At 68.1% G+C, this 15,549-nt stretch carries 17 protein-coding genes; 9 read left to right on the top strand and 8 right to left on the bottom strand.

All coding sequences use genetic code 11. The annotated features are described in order from the left end of the window. Positions 1-23: 23 nt before the first annotated feature. Entirely contained in the window at positions 24-779 is a 756-nt protein-coding gene (locus tag AXYL_RS02365; RefSeq protein ID WP_013391230.1) for a GntR family transcriptional regulator, read from the bottom strand. Positions 780-947: 168 nt separating this feature from the next. Between AXYL_RS02365 and AXYL_RS02360 the strand changes: the two genes are divergently transcribed. The 5 genes from AXYL_RS02360 (at position 948) to AXYL_RS02340 (ending at position 5,624) form a co-directional block, all read left to right on the top strand. Next, the gene (locus tag AXYL_RS02360; RefSeq protein ID WP_013391229.1) at positions 948-1,229 is read left to right on the top strand and encodes a UxaA family hydrolase; all 282 of its coding nucleotides are present in this window, start codon (positions 948-950) and stop codon (positions 1,227-1,229) included. A gap of 27 nt (positions 1,230-1,256) precedes the next feature. Continuing rightward, on the top strand, positions 1,257-2,432 hold the full coding sequence (locus tag AXYL_RS02355; protein ID WP_013391228.1) for a UxaA family hydrolase: 1,176 nt from the start codon (positions 1,257-1,259) through the stop codon (positions 2,430-2,432). Between the two features lie 179 nt (positions 2,433-2,611). Further along, positions 2,612-3,622 (top strand): Bug family tripartite tricarboxylate transporter substrate binding protein, encoded by a 1,011-nt coding sequence (locus tag AXYL_RS02350; RefSeq protein WP_013391227.1) that lies wholly within the window; start codon positions 2,612-2,614, stop codon positions 3,620-3,622. A gap of 20 nt (positions 3,623-3,642) precedes the next feature. Next, positions 3,643-4,578 carry a hydroxyacid dehydrogenase gene (locus tag AXYL_RS02345; protein WP_013391226.1) on the top strand — a complete coding sequence of 312 codons (936 nt, stop codon included), beginning with the start codon at positions 3,643-3,645 and terminating at the stop codon, positions 4,576-4,578. 38 nt (positions 4,579-4,616) lie between these two features. Continuing rightward, positions 4,617-5,624 carry an Ldh family oxidoreductase gene (locus AXYL_RS02340; protein ID WP_041652129.1) on the top strand — a complete coding sequence of 336 codons (1,008 nt, stop codon included), beginning with the start codon at positions 4,617-4,619 and terminating at the stop codon, positions 5,622-5,624. Between the two features lie 91 nt (positions 5,625-5,715). Here the strand turns inward: AXYL_RS02340 and AXYL_RS02335 are convergent, their stop codons facing one another. Then, positions 5,716-6,612 (bottom strand): AEC family transporter, encoded by an 897-nt coding sequence (locus AXYL_RS02335; RefSeq protein ID WP_013391224.1) that lies wholly within the window; start codon positions 6,610-6,612, stop codon positions 5,716-5,718. 181 nt (positions 6,613-6,793) lie between these two features. On the opposite strand from AXYL_RS02335, the gene AXYL_RS02330 reads away from it, so the two are divergent. Next, positions 6,794-7,045: a helix-turn-helix domain-containing protein gene (locus AXYL_RS02330; protein ID WP_013391223.1), complete on the top strand. Its 252-nt coding sequence runs from the start codon at positions 6,794-6,796 to the stop codon at positions 7,043-7,045. Here the strand turns inward: AXYL_RS02330 and AXYL_RS02325 are convergent. Next, positions 7,035-7,574, bottom strand: coding sequence for a hypothetical protein (locus AXYL_RS02325; protein WP_013391222.1), 540 nt, complete (start codon positions 7,572-7,574; stop codon positions 7,035-7,037). The genes AXYL_RS02330 and AXYL_RS02325 overlap by 11 nt on opposite strands. A gap of 60 nt (positions 7,575-7,634) precedes the next feature. Between AXYL_RS02325 and AXYL_RS02320 the strand changes: the two genes are divergently transcribed. The 3 genes from AXYL_RS02320 (at position 7,635) to AXYL_RS02310 (ending at position 10,734) form a co-directional block, all read left to right on the top strand. Further along, entirely contained in the window at positions 7,635-8,528 is an 894-nt protein-coding gene (locus AXYL_RS02320) for an alpha/beta hydrolase (RefSeq protein WP_013391221.1), read from the top strand. Between the two features lie 32 nt (positions 8,529-8,560). Next, positions 8,561-10,132 (top strand): glutamate--cysteine ligase, encoded by a 1,572-nt coding sequence (gene gshA / locus AXYL_RS02315; protein WP_013391220.1) that lies wholly within the window; start codon positions 8,561-8,563, stop codon positions 10,130-10,132. A gap of 80 nt (positions 10,133-10,212) precedes the next feature. After that, positions 10,213-10,734: a lipocalin family protein gene (locus AXYL_RS02310; protein WP_013391219.1), complete on the top strand. Its 522-nt coding sequence runs from the start codon at positions 10,213-10,215 to the stop codon at positions 10,732-10,734. Between the two features lie 15 nt (positions 10,735-10,749). Here AXYL_RS02310 and AXYL_RS02305 read toward each other — a convergent pair whose 3' ends face one another. The 5 genes from AXYL_RS02305 to AXYL_RS02285 all read right to left on the bottom strand — a co-directional run bounded on the left by AXYL_RS02305 (position 10,750) and on the right by AXYL_RS02285 (position 15,480). Continuing rightward, a complete protein-coding gene (locus AXYL_RS02305) occupies positions 10,750-11,694 on the bottom strand; it encodes a succinylglutamate desuccinylase/aspartoacylase family protein (protein WP_013391218.1) in 945 nt (314 codons plus the stop codon). Positions 11,695-11,743: 49 nt separating this feature from the next. Then, a complete protein-coding gene (locus tag AXYL_RS02300) occupies positions 11,744-12,733 on the bottom strand; it encodes a Bug family tripartite tricarboxylate transporter substrate binding protein (RefSeq protein WP_013391217.1) in 990 nt (329 codons plus the stop codon). A 150-nt stretch (positions 12,734-12,883) separates the two neighbouring features. Beyond that, positions 12,884-13,798 carry a LysR family transcriptional regulator gene (locus AXYL_RS02295; RefSeq protein WP_013391216.1) on the bottom strand — a complete coding sequence of 305 codons (915 nt, stop codon included), beginning with the start codon at positions 13,796-13,798 and terminating at the stop codon, positions 12,884-12,886. Positions 13,799-13,829: 31 nt separating this feature from the next. After that, the gene (locus tag AXYL_RS02290; RefSeq protein WP_013391215.1) at positions 13,830-14,714 is read right to left on the bottom strand and encodes an alpha/beta hydrolase; all 885 of its coding nucleotides are present in this window, start codon (positions 14,712-14,714) and stop codon (positions 13,830-13,832) included. Continuing rightward, positions 14,707-15,480, bottom strand: a complete 774-nt coding sequence (locus tag AXYL_RS02285; protein ID WP_041652125.1) for a GntR family transcriptional regulator — start codon at positions 15,478-15,480, stop codon at positions 14,707-14,709. The genes AXYL_RS02290 and AXYL_RS02285 overlap by 8 nt, the downstream gene beginning before the upstream one ends. Positions 15,481-15,549: the final 69 nt, after the last annotated feature.

The raw sequence follows: 15,549 nt of genomic DNA, 5'->3' as shown, positions 1-15,549 counted from the left end.
AGCCGGCCGCATGCGCCGGACCTTCAGGCGCCAGCCTCCCAGGGCTCCTGGCCCAGGTACTCATAGCGCTCGGTGTTGACCCGCGATATGCGCCATTCCACCGCCTGCCGCTTGTAGGAAAACGCCACGCGGCGGATCTCCAGCAGAGGGCTGCCTTCGGCCACGCCCAGCGCCCGCGCCTGCGCGCGTTCGGCCACGCAGGTGCGCAGCCGCTCGTCGGTCGCAATCACATTCACGCCGAAGACGTCCTGGTACAGCGCGTAAAGCGTGCTGGCGCGGTCGCGCAGGTGCTCCTCGGCCATGCCCGGAAAGCATGACTCCGGCAGGCAGATCTCGTCCATCATCACCACGTCGCCATTGAGCGACAGCACATTGAGGAATTCGAACACCATGGCGCCGGCCGCCAGGTTCAGCTTCTCGCGCGCGATGGCCGACGCGCGCACTCGGCGAAAGCGCAGCAGCTCGGTCGCGGGATAGGACTTGTCGCCATCCTGGCGCACGATGCGGAAGAACTTGAAGAAATGGTGATTGCGCGTATGCACGGCCACGTAGGTGCCGCGGCCTTGATGGCGCACCAGGATGTTCTCGGCCGCCAATTCGTCGATGGCCTTGCGCAAGGTGCCGATGGATACGCCGAAGCGTTCCGCCAGCAGCTTCTCGGGCGGGATCGCCTCGCCCTGCTTCCATTCGCCCTGCGCCAGCGCGGCCAGCACGGCCTGCTTGACCTGCGCGTACAAGGGACTGCCCAAAGGCACAGTCGAGGACAGGCTGGTATTCATGGGTGCATCGCATCAATCAGGAGCCCACAGTGTAGCGGCGGGGACGGAACCTGCTCAAGCCATACAATTCATATATATGATTTAGTTGACATGAGCGAAGCCGGGTCCTAAGATTTCCTGGCCGTAGTGATCCGCGCCCTGCGCTCCCAGCCCAAAAGAGGAAGACAAATGATTCACGCCGTATTGCACGATGCCAAGGACACGGTGGCGGTCGCCGTGGTGGAAGGAGTCACCGCCGGAACGGAACTCAACGCCTGGATCATGGATGAAGACAAGATCATCCACGTGCGCGCCTCGCAGGACATCCCCATCGGCCACAAGGTGGCAATGAAGGACATGGCCGTGGGCGACACCGTCTTCAAGTACGGCGTCGACATCGGCCGCGTGGTGGAGCCCATCCAGGCCGGCCAGCACGCCCATGTGCACAACATCAAGACCAAGCGCTGGTAAGCCCTCCACCCCGCACAGGAATCCACCATGTCCATCATCAACGCTTCGACCACCTTCCAGGGCTACCGCCGCGACAACGGCCGCGTCGGCGTCCGCAACCACGTCATCGTCCTGCCTGTGGACGACATCTCCAACGCCGCGGCCGAAGCCGTGGCCAACAACATCAAGGGCACGCTGGCCCTGCCTCATCCCTATGGCCGGCTGCAGTTCGGCGAGGACCTGGAACTGCATTTCCGCACCCTGATCGGCACCGGCTGCAATCCCAACGTCGCGGCGGTGGTGGTGATCGGCATCGAGGAAGGCTGGACCAAGCGCGTGGTGGACGGCATCGCCGCCACCGGCAAGCCGGTCATGGGCTTCAGCATCGAACTGCACGGCGACCATGACACCATCATGCGCGCCTCGCGCTGCGCCAAGGAATTCGTGCACTACGCCACGGCGCTCACGCGCAGCGAGTGCCCCATCGCCGACCTGTGGGTGTCGACCAAATGCGGCGAATCCGACACTACCTCCGGCTGTGGCGCCAACCCCACCGTGGGCAACGCCTTCGACAAGCTCTACGGGCTGGGCTCCACACTGGTCTTCGGCGAAACCTCGGAGCTGACGGGCGGCGAACACATCGTGGCTGAGCGCTGCGCCAACGACGCGGTGCGCGAACGCTTCATGTTCATGTTCAACCGCTACCAGGCCATGATCGACCGCTGGAAGACCAGCGACCTGTCGGAATCCCAGCCCACCAAGGGCAATATCGCGGGCGGGCTGACCACCATCGAGGAAAAGGCCCTGGGCAATATCCAGAAGATCGGCAAGCAATGCCGCGTGGACGGCGTGATCGACAAGGCCGAGATCCCCGACGGCCCCGGCCTGTGGTTCATGGACTCGTCCTCCGCCGCCGCCGAAATGGTGACCCTGTGCGCGGCCTCGGGCTACGCGGTGCATTTCTTCCCCACCGGCCAGGGCAACGTCATCGGCAACCCCATCCTGCCGGTCATCAAGATCTGCGCCAATCCGCGCACGGTGCGCACCATGTCCGAGCACATAGACGTGGACACCAGCGGCCTGCTGCAACGCGAAATCGACCTGAACCAGGCCGGCGACAAGTTGCTGGAATGCATGCTGGCCACCGCCAACGGCCGCTGGACCGCGGCCGAAGCGCTGGGCCACCGCGAATTCGTCCTGACCCGCATCTTCGAAAGCGCTTAATCGCGCCTGTCGTCCCTGGCAACGGCGCGTCCGCAAGCAGGATTGCGGACGCGCCGTCCTGCCGCCCAGCATCCCCGCAGCATCGTCTCAAAACAACACCAGCAAACCCGGGCGGCATTCCGCCACGGCAGCACAGGCGGTTGCATTCCTACCCGGGCGCCACCCAAGGAGGAAGACAGATGAACAGCGAACACGATTACCATCCCGACGCCGCGCAACGCCGGCGCCTGCTCGCCGCCCTGGGCGCCGCCGGCCTCTGTGCCCTGGCGCCGTGGCAGCGCGCCCTGGCGCAGAAGGCCTGGCCGGAACGGCCGATCAACTATGTGGTGCCTTTCCCGCCCGGCGGCCTGACCGACGTGGCCGCGCGCCAGGTCGGCAAGGCCCTGAGCGACGCCGAGCGCTGGAACGTGGTGGTGGAAAACAAGCCTGGCGGCAGCGCCAACATCGGCGCGGCCCACGTCTCGCACGCGGCTCCCGACGGCTACACCTGGCTGGCGATCACGCTATCGCACGCGGCCAACGCCACGCTCTTTGCCGGCAAGGCGGGCTACGACCTGACCCGCGACCTGACGCCGCTGGCGGGACTGGCGTCCTCGCCCATCATGGTGGTGGTCAACGCCAAGAGCGACATCAAGAGCATGGCCGACCTGGCGAAGGCGGCCCGCTCGAAGTCGCTGTCGGCGGGGTCCAGCGGCAACGGCACGCCGCCGCACCTGACGCTGGCGCTCTACCAGAAGCTCACCGGCGTGCCGATGATGCACATCCCCTACAAGGGTGGCGCACCGTCCCTCACCGACCTGATAGGCGGCCACCTGGACGTGGTGTTCTCCAACTATCCGGAATCGCTGGCGCACGTGAAGAACGGTTCCTTGCGGGCGCTTGCCATCACTACCCGCGAACGCGGCGCCGATCTGCCCGACGTGCCCACCGTGAAGGAGGCCGGCCTGCCCGACCTGATCGTCGAGAACTTCACCGGCGTGTTGGCGCCGGCGGGCACGCCGCCCGAACTGGTGCAACGCATCGGCGACGCCATCGTGCGGCAGGTCTCGCAACCCGCCATTAAGCAGGCGCTGCTGCAGCTGGGCTTCGTGCCGCAGCCGCGCGGCCCCGCGGAGTTCGGCGCCTACCTGAAATCCGAGGTGGACCGCTGGGCCAAGATCATCCGCGACGCCAACATCCAGATCGCCTGACCAAAGTGGAATCCCTGCCCATGCATATCCTCATCTCCGAGTTCATGGACGCGCCCGCGGTCGACGCGCTACGCCAGCGGTTCAACGTGCGGTACGCGCCTGAACTGGTGGAACAGCGCGACGCCCTGCTGGCGGCCGTGGCCGAGGCCGACGGCCTCATCGTGCGCAACCGCAGCAAGGTGGACGCCGCCCTGCTGCAGGCGGCTCCGCGGCTGCGGACCGTGGGCCGCCTGGGCGTGGGCTTGGACAACATCGACCTGGAGGCCTGCGCCGCGCGCGGCATTGCGGTCATACCCGCCACCGGCGCCAATGCGCGCGCCGTGGCCGAGTACGTCGTCGGCACGGTGCTGATGCTGTTGCGCGGCGCCTATGCGTCGACAGCCGAGGTCGCGGCGGGCGCATGGCCCCGCAACGCGCTCTCGCAGGGCCTGGAAGCGCACGGACGCACACTGGGCATCGTCGGCTTCGGCGGCATCGGCCGGCTGACGGCCCGCCTGGCGCAAGGGCTGGACATGCGCGTGGCCGGCTGCGACGCCGCGCTGCCGCCGGACCATCCCGCCTGGCGGGAAACCGGCGTCACCGCCATGCCGCTGGACGAACTGCTGGCCCAGGCCGATGCCGTCACCCTGCATCTGCCCCTCACGCCCGGCACGCGGCGGCTGCTGGACGCCGGCCGCATCGCGCGCATGCGTCCGGGCGCGGCGCTGATCAACACCTCGCGCGGCGGCATCGTGGACGAAGCCGCGCTGGCCGACGCACTGCGGACGGGCCATTTGCGCGGCGCCGCGCTGGACGTGTTCGAACAGGAACCGCTGCCTGCGGGCAGCCCGCTGGCGGACGCGCCCAACCTGATCCTGACGCCGCACATCGCCGGACTGACGCAGGAAGCCAACACCCGGGTTTCCGACATGGTGGCCGCCGGTGTGACAATGGCGCTTACGGGCGGCGACCGATGAAGCCACACGGCCCGGCGCCCGCCCTTGAAGAGAAGGATATGGCTCACATCTATCTGGACGAATTGCAACTCCTGGCCGCGGCGGGCCTGGCCGCCGCCGGCGCCAATGCCGCCATGGCGGACAGCACGGCGCGCGCGCTGGTCTTCGCCGAAAGCCAGGGGCTCAGCTCCCATGGCCTGTCGCGCGTGCCTTTCTACGCCGGACACCTGCGTGCTGGCCGCGCCATCGGTTCGGCGGTGCCGCGCATCGTGCATGAACGCGGCGGCGCGGCGCTGATCGACGCCGGTTCCGGACTGGCCTTTCCCGCCTGCGCAATGGCGATCGAACAGGCCGGCCTGCGCGCCCGCGAACATGGCGTGGCCTTCATCGGCGTCGGCAACAGCCACCACTTCGGCGAAGCCGGCTACCACCTGGAAGCCCTGGCCGACCTGGGCATGGTGGGGCTGGCGCTGAGCAACTCGCCCGCCGCCATGCCCGCCTGGGGCGGCAAGCGGCCGCTGTTCGGCACCAACCCCATCGCCGCCGTGTTTCCGCGGCGCGGCGGCGCGCGGCTGGTGATCGATCTGTCGCTGTCGCAGGTCGCGCGCGGCAAGCTCATGATCGCGGCCCGCGACAACCAGCCCATCCCGCTGGGCTGGGCGCTGGACGCCGACGGCCAGCCCACCACCGATCCCAAGGCCGGCCTGGCGGGCAGCATGCTGCCCGCGGGCGGCGTCAAGGGCGCGATGTTGGCGCTGATCGTCGAACTGCTGGCTTGCGCGTTGACCGGCTCGCACTTCGGCTTCGAGACCGAGTCCTTCTTCGTCGACGCAGGCGGCCCGGCGCGGCTGGGCCAGGCCTTCATGGCGATCGACCCCGGCGCGCTGGCCGGCAACAACACCTATCTGGACCGTGTCGAAGTCCTGGTCGACGCCATGCTGGAAGACGACGGCGTGCGTCTGCCGGGCGACCGCCGCCGCAAGCTGCGCGACGAAGCGCTCAAGCATGGCGTGGACATTCCCGACGCGTTGATGGCGCAGTTGCGGGCAATGTCGGGCACAGCGTAGATCGTTTTCCACGGCACGCGGGGGCACTCGAGCACGACCCTATGCGGCCGGCTCAATTGTCGCGACAGCGTCGCGACAATTGAGCCCGATCTCAAACTCCGCGGCTGAACCACAGTATCACCGGCGCCAGCAGCAGGAACGCCACGGTCGACACCAATACCGCGCCCGCCGCCGTATCCCCCTGCGTCGTGTAGCGCTTGACGTACATGTAGCTGACCACCGCGCAGGGCATGGCCATCTGCAGGCTGAGCGCGCCGGCCAGCACCGGTTCCAGGTCCAGCGCCCATACCACTGCCAGCCCCGCGCCCAGGCCCACGGCCAGGCGGATGGCGGCGACCTTGGCGCCATCGCGCAGGCCGTTGGACGGAATCAAGGCCAGGGCGTGGCCCAGGCTCAGCAGCATCAGCGGCACCGTCACCGCGCCCAGCATGCGCGAGGTCTCGATCAGCCACGCAGGCACCGGCACATGCATGAGGCGCAGGGCCACGGCGACCAGGGACGCCAGCAGAATCGGACTCTTCCAGCTGCCTTTGGTGTTCACCCCCGGCAACAGGCGCACGGCGACCGTGTGCATGACGAAGGAGCTGACCGCGAAGAACGCGACCGCCACCGACAGGCCTGCGTCGCCAAAAGCCATCTGCGAAATCGGCAGCCCCAGGTTGCCGGCATTGGGGAGGAAGGCCGTGGGCAGCAGCGTGCGCACGGGCAGCTTGCATGCCTTCAGCAGCAGCGCGCAGACCAGCGCGCACAGCAGCAGCGCCAGCAGGGTCGCCACCGCCACGTCGGCCAGCGCGCGGTCGTCCAGATGCGTGGTGACGAAGGTGTGAAACACCAGGGCCGGCGTGGTCACCGAGGTCACCAGCATGGTGATGAAAGAGCCGCCGAACGGCAGGTCCCGCTTGCCCCAGTACACCCCTATGCCCGCGCAGAAGAGCAAAGGCAGCATCAGCACGATCGATGAAAAATAGAACTGCACGACGGCGGACATGCGCTTATTCCGTTAGAGATAAGAGGATTGATGCGTGAAGGCATCATCGCTTGCCGGGCGGCCCGTCCGGACGGCAGCATGAGGCAACTCGTCAATCGCCGGGCCTACGCCCCCATTCGCCATGTCAGCCACCGCCCTCCCCGCCACGCCCCCGGCCATGAACCCGGCCACTCCCCCAGCCATGGGTTCAGCCTTGAATCCGTCATCCAGTCCGGCCCAGGCGATCAAGCCCCTGTCGGAGCGCCAGGCCAGTTGCCTGCACTGGGCCGCCCTGGGCAAAACCAGCTGGGAAACCGCCCGCATCCTGGGCGTCAGCGAAAGCACGGTGAATTTCCACCTGTGCAACGCCTGCGAGAAGCTCGGCGTGCGCGGCCGGCGCGCGGCGGTGGTCGCGGCGCTGAGGCTGGGCCTGATCGAACCCGTCACGGCTTGATGACGACGGAACGCAGGAACTCTTGCGCCCGCTCGGCCGGCAGGCTTTCCACGGTGCCGGCCGCCACGGCTTCGATCAGCATGGTATCGGTCACCCAGACCCGGGCCCGCAGCCAGCCCGGCTTGCCCATGGCCTTGCCCTGGACCTCGATGTCCTGCCCGTAGGCAGGCCATTCATTGGGCGGCGGCGACTGCATGTTGGCGTAGAGCGAATGCATCAGCGCCATGCCCAGCGCCTGCTTGGCCGCTGGGTCCTTGGCGATGTCGGGCGGCAGCGGCGCCGAACCCACGGCAAAGACCGCCTCGCCCACGGTGGCGCTGGCCAGGGTAAAACGCAAGGTATGGGCGTCCAGCTTCAGGTCGCGGGTGTCGGTGGTGACCCGGTCCGGAAACGCCGCGCGCGCGTGGCCATCGGCCACGTCGACTTCGCGCCAGTTGTAACTGGGCGAGCAGGCCGTGATCAGCAGGGCCAGCGCGGCAATCGCGCCGGCTTTCTTGAACATGAAACGAAACAGCGATGAAATCGTCATTACCCGAGGACCTGGACTGTCTATTCATTTCGAGGAAGCCAGAAATTGTCGCCGATTTCGATGACCCCCGCGCCCGACGGCACGCCCTTGGCCAATTATGTCTGGCCAGCCGCGCCAAATGTGCCCCCGCCGATCGCCGGCCCAGGCACTCCCAGTATCTACCTGCTGCACGGACTAAGCGAGCATGCCGGGCGCTACGACCGTCTGGCGCGCTGGCTGAGCGCCCGCGGCTGGACCGTGGGCGCGCACGACCACCGCGGCCATGGCCGTTCCGGCGGCCGACCCGCGACCCTGAGCCACGAGGACGACCTGGTCGTCGATGCGGTCGACCGGCTGCGGGCCTGGACCGCCGCCCACGGACGCCCGCCCATCCTGCTGGGCCACAGCCTGGGCGCCCTGGTCGCGGTGCGAATCGCCCTGCGCCGCATGGTCGAGATCGACGGCCTGGTGCTCAGTTCGCCCCCCTTCGTGGTGCATGTGCCGCCCTGGGTGCGGCGCACGCTGACCTGGATGTCGCTGCATGCGCCCGACTTGCGCGTGCCTCACGGCTTGGCGCCCGCCCGCATCTCCCATGACCCCGCCGTGGTGAAGGCCTACCGCAGCGATCCCCTGGTACGGCGCCAAATGACCGGGCGGCTGGCCCGCTTCGTGGACGAAGGCGGCCGCGAATCCCTGCGCGAAGCCCCGCTCCTGGCCTGTCGTACCCTGCTGATGGTGGCGGGCGACGACTCCATCGTCGCCGCCGAAGGCAGCCGCCAATTCGCCCAGCGCGCGCCCGCCGAACTGCTGACGCTGCGCTGGTACGACACCGCCTGGCACGAGATTTTCAACGAAACCGCCCCCATCGCCGACCCGGTCTACGCCGACCTGGACGAGTGGCTGGCGCGCACCGCCCAGGCATTGTCCCTGTCCCCAGTATTGACTCCCTCGGCACAGGAGGCCGGCACCCCGTAAAATCCGGCGACAGACCCAAACGAGAAGAACCCGTGACTGATACTGCCGCCAACCGCCTCTCCCGCCTGGAGGCCAACCGATCGCTGCTGACCCAGACCCTGCGGGGCATCGAAAAGGAAGGCCTGCGCGTGGACGAGCAAGGCGTCCTGTCCCGCAAGCCGCATCCCGCCGGCCTGGGCTCGGCGCTGACCAACGAACACGTCACCACCGACTATTCCGAATCCCTGCTCGAACTCATCACGGGCACGCACAAGGACGTGGACTCGCTGCTGGCCGAACTGACCAACACCCATCGCCACGTCTACAGCGTGCTGGACCATGAACTGATCTGGAATCAGTCCATGCCCGCCACGCTGCCGTCTGAAGCCGACATTCCCATCGCCTGGTACGGCAAGTCCAACACCGGCATGCTCAAGCACGTGTACCGCCGCGGCCTGGCCGTGCGCTACGGCAAGACCATGCAGTGCATCGCCGGCGTGCACTACAACTTCTCGCTGGCCGAAGACCTGTGGTCCGTGCTGGACACGCAGCCCGGCAGCATCCAGGACCGCCGTTCGCGCGGCTACATTGGCCTGATCCGCAACTTCACGCGTTATTCCTGGCTGCTGATGTACCTGTTCGGCGCCGCGCCGGCGCTGTCCAGCGACTTCCTGCGCGGGCGCGAGCATCCGCTGCAAAAACTGGGCGACAGCACGCTGTACCTGCCCTATGCCACCAGCCTGCGCATGAGCGACCTGGGCTACCAGAACAAGGCGCAGTCGCAGCTCAAGCTCTGCTACAACGACCTGGACACGTTCCTGGGCCGCTTGTACGAGGCGGTGACCCAGCCCTGGCCCGATTACCAGAAGATCGGCACCCACCGCGACGGCGAATGGATCCAGCTCAACACCAACGTGCTGCAGATCGAAAACGAGTACTACTCCAGCATCCGCCCCAAGCGCGCCACTGGCCGCTGCGAACGCCCGATCACGGCGCTGGCCGAGCGCGGCGTGCAGTACGTTGAAGTCCGCTGCCTGGACATCGACCCGGACTCGCCGGTCGGCATCGACGCCGCCACCAGCCGCTTCGTCGACGCCTTCCTGCTGTTCTGCACCGCGTCCGACAGCCCCTTCTTCCCTGCCAACGGCTATTGCCAGCGCAGCGCCGACAACTTCTCGGCCGTCGTCAAGGAAGGCCGCAAGCCCGGCCTGATGCTGGACCGCGAAGGCCAGTCCATCGGCCTGGCCCAGTGGGGCCACGAACTGCTGGACCAGATCGCGCCCTACGCCGCGCTGTTCGACTCCGCCCTGGGCGGCAGCGCCTACGCCGAAGCGCTGGCGGCCCAGCGCGCCAAGCTCGACCAGCCCGACTCCACGCCTTCGGCGCGCCTGCTGGCCTCGCTGACCGAGAGCCGCCTGTCGTTCCATGACTATTCGCTGGACCTCAGCCGCAAGCACGCCGACGCGCTGCGCGCGCAGGCCCTGCCCGCCGACCTCGCAGCCGCCTATGAACAGGCCGCCGCGCAGTCCACGGCGGAGCAACAGCGCCTGGAGCAGTCGGACACCGAGGATTTCGATACCTATGTGGCCCGCTACCACGCGGCGCTGAAGGCCCCGCGCAAATAAGGCGTATCGTTAAGGTTTTGATCCGCGCCGGCCGCTTGCTGGCGGCGCGGACCGCTCTGACACCTCAGGAGGTTTTCCCCATGCGCCGCACCGCAACATTCCTGCTGGCCTTGGCCGCCAGCGTGGCGGGGATAGTCCATGCCGCGCCGCCGCCCATGCAGACCGTGGAATCGGTGGACCTGAAGCGCTACGCCGGCATGTGGTACGAGATCGCGAATTTCCCCATGTTCTTCCAGCGCGACTGCGTGGGAGACACCACCGCCGAATACACCGCGCATGCCGACGGCACGGTCGGCGTGAACAACCGCTGCCGCACCAAGGACGGCGACATCGACACCGCATCCGGCACCGCCACGGTGGTGGAAGGCAGCAACAACGCCAAGCTCGAAGTCTCGTTCTTCAAGCCATTCAAGGGCGATTACTGGGTGATAGGCCTGGATCCGGAATACCGCTGGTCGGTGGTCGGCACCCCGGACCGGAAATACCTGTGGATCCTGTCGCGCTCGCCGCAGTTGCCCAAGGAAGAGCTGGACAAGGCCTTGGACGCCGCCAAGGCACAGGGCTACCAGCTGGACGAACTGCGGTACACGCCGCAGAAATAGGATGCGCCGCGGCGCTTACCCTGCGTAATCCCGCGCCAGACGCACCACCGTCACCCCTGGCTTCAGCTGCCGCAACGACGGCATGACCAGCGTACACCGATCGTAAGGCGTCACGATGGGCTGGCCATCGGCCCAACCCAGAATGGAACCGGCCTGCTCGAACGTCTCCAGCCCCGTCCAGGGCTCGGAGAAGCGCAGGTCCATGGACGGCGCGACCACCGCGTCCGTCACTTCCAGCACGCGCTGGTTCGCTGCGTCCGGCATCAGCCAGCCGGCCAGCACATCCGCCGCATCGGCCACGCCCGACTCCACCAGCATGCGCGCCACCATGTCACGCGCCACGTCGCGCGCGGCCAATTCGCCATGGAAGCCGCATTCGATCAGCAAGGCGCAGGCGTCGGCACGGGCGGGATCGCCGAACTGGCCGAAATCGCGCATGCGCACGCCGTCCTTGTGGCCTGCGTCTACGATCACGTGCTGCGGCGCCTTCAGGCGGCGCGCCAGCGCGATGTTGCGCGGCAGGACGCCCGTCAGCAGCAGGGGCGCGCCCGGTTCATGCATGGAATGCAGGTCCAGCAGCCAGTCCGCGCGCTCCACCCAGGGACGCAGCTCGGCGCCGCGCTTGCGGTCCGGCGTCGTGGGATGGTCCAGGCGCTCGGCGCTCCAGACGCGGTTCATGTCCTCGGCCGCGAAGCGCGACGCATCGTGGTTGGCGTGGTCGAAACGGTCGAACGCCTCCAGATTGCAGAACGCCAGCGTCAGGCTGCCGCGGCGCGGGCGCAGGCCCGCGGCCAGCAGGTCCTTCAAGGCCCAGGCGCCGCACAGCTCATTGCCATGCACCAGCGCGGACAGCATCAACGCGCGCCCCGGAAGGCCTGAATCGAAATGCCACACGCCAGGGGTGCCGGTATTGCCGGCGCGCTCGGCGCTCAGGTCGGGTACGGGAAGCTTGAATTCCATGGATATTGTCCGCTGCGGTGCTTGGGTGTTGCGATGACTCGGCTTCGACTTACTGGGCTTCGATCTTGGCGGCCTTGACCAGCGCGCCGTACTTCTTGGTTTCCTCGGCCTGATAGGCCGCCGGATCCAGGCCCGGCTGCGACAGCACGCCGCCGGCTTCCTGCATCTTGGCGCGGAACTGCTCCGACTTCAGCGTATCGGCCAGCGCGCCGCGCAGCTTGGCGGCCACGGGCTCCGGCAGGCCGGCCGGACCGTAGAGCGCGAACCAAACGCTGATATCCACGCCTTCGAATCCCGGCGTCTCGGCCAGGGCCGGCAGATCCGGCGCCACCGGCGAACGCTTCTTCTCCGTCACGCCCAGCGCCACGATCTTGTCGCCGCGCACTTGCGGCAAGCCCGAGGACAGCACCAGCATCCCGTAGTCCAGCTGGCCGCTCATCAGGTCCGTCACCAGCGGCGCCACGCCGCGGTACGGCACGTGCTCGGCGCGCGTGCCGGTCGACTGGTTGATCATCTCGCCGGCCAGGTGCAGGGTCGTGCCCACGCCGGAAGAACCGTAGTTGAAGCTGCCCGGCGCGGAGGCGCGCAGCTTCTGCAGATACTCGGCGGCGGTCTTCACGCCCGAATTCTTGCTGGCGGCCAGCAGCATGGGCTGCGAGGCGATCACGCCCAGCGGCGCAAAGTCTTTCACGCTGTCGTACTTGACCGCGTTGTTGATCATGCTGGCGATGACCATTTCATTGGTGGAGCCCAGCAGCAGCGTGTAGCCGTCGGGCGTGGCCCGCGCCACGCGCTGCGCGCCGATGGTGCCGCCAGCGCCGCCCACGTTCTCGACCACCACGCTCTGGCCCAGGCGCTTGGCCAGCTCTTCGCCGAACAGGCGCGCGGTCAGGTCCACGCTGCCGCCCGCCGGATAGCCGACCACCAGCGAGATGGCGCGCTCGGGATAATCGGCGTGCGCGGAAGACGCCGCGGCGAGCGCGGAGACGGCACAGAGCGCGGCTAGCGTGGCGCGCAACGGATGCAGGACGGATTTCATGTTTTCTCCCTGGGGTGCTATGGCGGACGGCGGCGCCGTCTCATTTGATGTTTCGGGAGCTATTCTCGGACGTACACCAGGGACATCCCGTGCCAAGTCGGCACATGCCGGTGCGGATTCAGCACGCGTGCACCCTGCGCCCGGCGGATTTCAGGCCTTGCGGCTGGCCGTGGCTTCCCAGGCCGCTTCGGCCAGATCCGCCAGCCGCGCCCGCGAGCGGTACAGCCGCACCTCGAAGGAGATTTCCTCGCTGCGGCCGCCCAGGGCGGCCAGCGCGCCGCGACGGCAATCCGCCGCCACCATGGACCAGGGCAGCCAGGCCACCCCCAGCCCCTTGGCGACCGCGCCATGCGCCGCGTCCAGCGAATCGCTGCGCAGGAACGGCGCCAGGGCATAGGGCGTGGCCTCCAGGCGGTCGCCCACGATGCGCTCCATCGCCAGGCCGCCGGCGTAGGTAATCAATGGCACGGACGGCCCGCCTTCCTGCAGCACGTAGCGCGGCCGGCCACGGGAATCGGCCTGGCTGACGGGCACCAGCTTGTCGGTGCCCAAGGTCATGTAGCGGTAGCGCCCCGGACTCAGCTGCACCGACAGAGCCGGATGCTCGTAGCAGCACAGCAGGTCCACGCGGCCCTGCTCCAGCCGGGCCGCCATGTCCTGCATCATGCCGGTGGACAGCTCGACCTGCGTGCCCTCGGTCAGCACTTTGGGCGTGCGGTGGCGCAGTCGCGCGATCCAGTCCGCCACCAGCGTGCGGGCCAGGCTGCGGCCGGTGGCGATGCGCAGCACGGCCTCGCCGCCCGCGCCGAAGCTGCGGATGCGGTGGCGCACCTGTCCCATCTGCTCCACCACCTGGGTCGCCGTCTTCAGCAAAGCCTCGCCCTCGGCGGTCAGGACCACGGGCAGGCGCTGGCGCTCAATCAGCGGCGCGCCGGCCCAGGCCTCCAGCGCGCGGATGCGCCGGCCGAAAGCCGGATGCGTGACGTGGCGCAGCTCGGCCGCGCGCACAAAGCTGCCGGTCTGCGCCAGGGCAATCAGGTCTTCAAGAAGTTTCAGGTCGGCCATGGGCGTCAAGCTTACGCCATCGGCCGGCGCGTCACCGGGCGCCCAGCCCCATCATCGCCAGGGTGGCGCGGGTCAGGTCGCTGTCCGGATCTTCCAGTTCATTGACCAGGTCGAAGTGATTGCAGTGCGGCGTCGGGATACGGGTGGACGCCAGGCCCGCGGCATTCCAGGCGGCTTCGTATGCCGCCGTCTGGTTCTTGAAGCCCTGGGTCTCCAGCCCGCCCACCGCCAGCAGCATCGGACCCGCGCGTTCCGGCAGATGGAAGATCGGGCTTTGATGCGCCGCCTGCTCGGGCGTCAACTGCAGCCAGGTGTTCGGCAGGACGTCGCATAGGGGCCGCAAATCGAACAGCCCGCTGAGCGCCAGCGTGCCCTTGATCACGTCGTCCGGCACGCCATACCGCGCCGGCCAGCCGGGCGCGACCAGCATGCCGGCCAGATGGCCACCCGCCGAGCTGCCGCTGACGTAGATCCGTTCAGGGTCCACGCCATAGGCCGCCACGTTGCGGTACAGCCAGGCCACGGCGGAACGCACCTCGCGCACCACTTCGCCGAGGGTAGCCTCGGGCACCAGCGTGTATTCCAGCGTCGCCACGGCGGCGCCTGCGGCATTGAAGGCTTCGGCCATCACGGGTGCGTCTTCCTTGCGCTGCGCGCGCCAGTAGCCGCCGTGGATGAACACGAACAGCGGCGCCGGCGCCTGCGAGGCGGCAGGCAAGAAGAGATCCAGCCTTTCGTCCTGGCCCATGCCGTAATGCAGGTCCAGCACGCCGGGGCGACGCGTGCGCACCCGGGCCGAGGACTCGGCATAGCGGCGCACGCAGGCGTCGAAATCCGGCACCGATTCGCGCGCGTTGTACTGGACCTCGCGCTCGGCGATGGTGGGGAAGAAGAGGTCGATGTGGGAGTTATGCATGCCTGGCCTGCGATTGGGGCTGCGATTGGGGCTGGGAAATGATGCGTTCGATGAACTGCGCGGTCTTGCGGTAGTGCGCGGCCAGCATGGCGACCGAGCCTTCCACGTCGCGCGAGATGGCGGCGTCCAGCAGCTGGCGATGCTCGTCGTCGACGCTGCGCTCCGGCCCGTAGGCGGTTGCGCCAGCGCGCGCCGGACGCCGATAGCGTTCAGTCTGCGCATAGAGCTGGGTGGACAGGTCCAGCAGCCAGTGGGAACGGCAGGCGCCAATCAGCGCGTGGTGGAACTCCAGGTGCCGCGCCTCCAGCAGCTCGTCCAGCTCTTCCGAAGGCTGGGCGGCGGCCTCGGCGCGCTGCGCGGCCAGGGTCAGCGCATGGTACGCGCCGACCAGCCGCGTTTCCCAGGCGTCGTCGGCATTGGCCAGCGAGCGGCGCAGCGCATCGCAATCGATCAGGATGCGGGTTTCACAGGCGTCCCACATTTCCTCGACCGACAGGGGCGCGATGCTGAAGCCGCGCGAGGTGGTGCTGATGACCATGCGTTCGCTGCGCAGGCGGTTGAGGGCTTCGCGGATGGGGGAAAAGCTGCTGCCGTAGCGCTGCTTCAGCAATTCCAGCCGCAAGGACTGGCCCGGCGCGAAGGCGCCGCGCATGATGTCGCGCCGCAACAGGCGGTAGACCTGCTCCGACAGCGTGATTTCCTCCACGCCCGCGCTCCCGTCCGATCCGGGATCGTCCTGGCGGGAAGCTTTGATTCTAGGCTTCAAGATGGTCTCCAGATTTCAGCGGCCGGGGCGCGGATCCGCGCGCAGGCGGCCCATTCTACCTGCGCCCAA

This window comes from Achromobacter xylosoxidans A8 (assembly GCF_000165835.1).
Taxonomy (GTDB): domain Bacteria; phylum Pseudomonadota; class Gammaproteobacteria; order Burkholderiales; family Burkholderiaceae_B; genus Achromobacter; species Achromobacter xylosoxidans_B.
This window is presented reverse-complemented; position numbering and strand designations above follow the sequence as displayed.

Bases quoted from the DNA above. Each gene is read 5' to 3' on its own strand.
- AXYL_RS02365 (WP_013391230.1), bottom strand. From the start codon at position 779: ATGAATACCAGCCTGTCCTCGACTGTGCCTTTGGGCAGTCCCTTGTAC.
- AXYL_RS02360 (WP_013391229.1), top strand. From the start codon at position 948: ATGATTCACGCCGTATTGCACGATGCCAAGGACACGGTGGCGGTCGCC.
- AXYL_RS02355 (WP_013391228.1), top strand. From the start codon at position 1,257: ATGTCCATCATCAACGCTTCGACCACCTTCCAGGGCTACCGCCGCGAC.
- AXYL_RS02350 (WP_013391227.1), top strand. From the start codon at position 2,612: ATGAACAGCGAACACGATTACCATCCCGACGCCGCGCAACGCCGGCGC.
- AXYL_RS02345 (WP_013391226.1), top strand. From the start codon at position 3,643: ATGCATATCCTCATCTCCGAGTTCATGGACGCGCCCGCGGTCGACGCG.
- AXYL_RS02340 (WP_041652129.1), top strand. From the start codon at position 4,617: ATGGCTCACATCTATCTGGACGAATTGCAACTCCTGGCCGCGGCGGGC.
- AXYL_RS02335 (WP_013391224.1), bottom strand. From the start codon at position 6,612: ATGTCCGCCGTCGTGCAGTTCTATTTTTCATCGATCGTGCTGATGCTG.
- AXYL_RS02330 (WP_013391223.1), top strand. From the start codon at position 6,794: ATGGGTTCAGCCTTGAATCCGTCATCCAGTCCGGCCCAGGCGATCAAG.
- AXYL_RS02325 (WP_013391222.1), bottom strand. From the start codon at position 7,574: ATGACGATTTCATCGCTGTTTCGTTTCATGTTCAAGAAAGCCGGCGCG.
- AXYL_RS02320 (WP_013391221.1), top strand. From the start codon at position 7,635: ATGACCCCCGCGCCCGACGGCACGCCCTTGGCCAATTATGTCTGGCCA.
- AXYL_RS02310 (WP_013391219.1), top strand. From the start codon at position 10,213: ATGCGCCGCACCGCAACATTCCTGCTGGCCTTGGCCGCCAGCGTGGCG.
- AXYL_RS02305 (WP_013391218.1), bottom strand. From the start codon at position 11,694: ATGGAATTCAAGCTTCCCGTACCCGACCTGAGCGCCGAGCGCGCCGGC.
- AXYL_RS02300 (WP_013391217.1), bottom strand. From the start codon at position 12,733: ATGAAATCCGTCCTGCATCCGTTGCGCGCCACGCTAGCCGCGCTCTGT.
- AXYL_RS02295 (WP_013391216.1), bottom strand. From the start codon at position 13,798: ATGGCCGACCTGAAACTTCTTGAAGACCTGATTGCCCTGGCGCAGACC.
- AXYL_RS02290 (WP_013391215.1), bottom strand. From the start codon at position 14,714: ATGCATAACTCCCACATCGACCTCTTCTTCCCCACCATCGCCGAGCGC.